Source organism: Endozoicomonas sp., assembly GCF_051008435.1.
GTDB lineage: Bacteria > Pseudomonadota > Gammaproteobacteria > Pseudomonadales > Endozoicomonadaceae > Endozoicomonas_A.
On record NZ_JBPCXO010000353.1, the window covers coordinates 1 to 1,698 of the forward strand.

At 50.7% G+C, this 1,698-nt stretch carries 3 protein-coding genes and 1 other RNA gene; all 4 read right to left on the reverse strand.

The annotated features are described in order from the left end of the window. Window positions 1-107, reverse strand: a transfer-messenger RNA (tmRNA) gene (ssrA, locus tag ACR2PX_RS17765); the annotation flags it as partial. 120 nt (window positions 108-227) lie between these two features. After that, entirely contained in the window at window positions 228-656 is a 429-nt protein-coding gene (locus ACR2PX_RS17770; protein WP_434000699.1) for a Panacea domain-containing protein, read from the reverse strand. 196 nt (window positions 657-852) lie between these two features. Continuing rightward, a complete protein-coding gene (locus ACR2PX_RS17775) occupies window positions 853-1,317 on the reverse strand; it encodes a hypothetical protein (RefSeq protein WP_434000700.1) in 465 nt (154 codons plus the stop codon). Between the two features lie 176 nt (window positions 1,318-1,493). Continuing rightward, window positions 1,494-1,698: hypothetical protein (locus tag ACR2PX_RS17780; RefSeq protein WP_434000701.1), on the reverse strand; the 205-nt coding region annotated here is incomplete at its 5' end.

Here is a 1,698-nt window from a genome sequence, read left to right on the forward strand (position 1 = left end):
TGTCTTCTTTGGCAACTATTGGGTTGCAGCAATTGATTTACGAGAGTCACTACCCTCTCGACATGCACTTCAGGCCTCGACACAACCGTCGAATCCAGGACACCCCCGCACCACAAATAAATACTGAGTTCATTTTACTGGACGCATAGACCAACTGGCAAGCAGCGGTTTAGCTGCTGCTATTTCATCTCTTGCTCTGTACTGGCTGAGTATCTCTTGCTCTGTGCTCACGATGCAGCATCGCTTTGCAGGTACCTGAACTCGGCTTCAATCAGAGGGTCGGGGATATCTACCTGGCGTGGTAAGTCAAAACCATGCTGCTTGGCGATCCGATGCCACGGCGAGCCTTTCCGATGTGTCAGGGCAACCAGATTAACACCGCTGTAGGGCCAGTATCTTTTCGAGATGTCAGCCAGAAATTTGCCCTGACTGCTGCTGTCAGATACCAGACGAGGCATGCGCCCTTGCGTATCTTTGACAGGGGTAGCGAAAAAAGGCGATCCTTGTACGCGTTCCTGATGTTTCAACGCAGCATAGAGGCTGGGGAATACCGGGCCATGTTGCCAAGCTTGGGGCGTTTCATGGGTCAGGCGCTGGTCGGTATCCTGAAGAAGCCACCAGCCGTAAGCGCAATACACAGCCTTCTGCAGCTTCAAATGGCTGATACCCGGCTCTTTCGCAATCAGAAAGTTTGCGACCTGAAGTGGCGTATATTGCCCGTTCTTCCTGCCTGCTCTGGCACTTCATCAGCAATACCTTCCGGCCCTATACAGTCTGTAAATGCGCATTTTGCGACTGCATAACGGGTTTGTCAAGCTGGAACTTTGATCGACGCCTCATAATCCAGCCTATCTAAAAATAGGGCAGATAGTCAGAAGGATGCAATCTACGCAAATTGAGTTTATAGGGCTGGCGCCGGTTGGGCACCCCGGACGAGCTGACCCGGCAGCCTGCGGATATGATGGCATCCAGATTGTAATATTTAACCGCACGGGTCTGGGTTCTCCCCTCAATAGCACCATGCTGAGTGGTTGTTTCCATTTTGGAAACAACCACTTCTTCCAGCAGTTCACCGGACTCAAAAATATTCTTCAAATGTTTGGAAATAGCAGGAACACCCACCCCAAAAAGCTCGGCAATGCGCTCTTGAGTCAGCCAGATCGTCTCATCGTGCAGAATGCACTCCACTTTCACCTGACCATCGGGGGCGGTATAAAGCAGAAAGTCGGTCATTTCGTCCCGTGTAGTCAACCGCCTTTCTTCTGTATTTTCAGTGTGGTCCGTGGTTTCACCTGGTTTGTGTTTATCCGTGCCCATTCGTAGTTTCTTCCCCATTACAGACTACTCACGTCATTGATTCTAGCCTCTTTGAGAATCTGAACTGTATTGGTTTTGACCACATCATCTTCGAACCGGAGTCTTTGAATAGCACCCGCACGATTTCCGGATTGCGTTCATCCTTCAGCTAGACAATGCTCTGAGCCACTTCCAAATTAAGGAATGTGGGCAGAGTTAGCAGCGGCTAGTAGCTGCTTTAGAGTGGGAGGTTTTTCTAGCCATCCCGCTACGTCCCGCGTCCAGTTTGGGGCATCTTCCTGCTCAGGGTGCTGGCCAGTGCGGTCAAACATCCATTGGATTATCGCAGGCTTGACTTCAATCCTCTCCACAGCCATGATGCAGTTCCCGAATCTGCTGAAC

What these genes read in the sequence shown, in the direction of transcription:
- ACR2PX_RS17775 (WP_434000700.1), bottom strand. Translation starts at nt 1,317, where the DNA reads ATGGGCACGGATAAACACAAACCAGGTGAAACCACGGACCACACTGAA.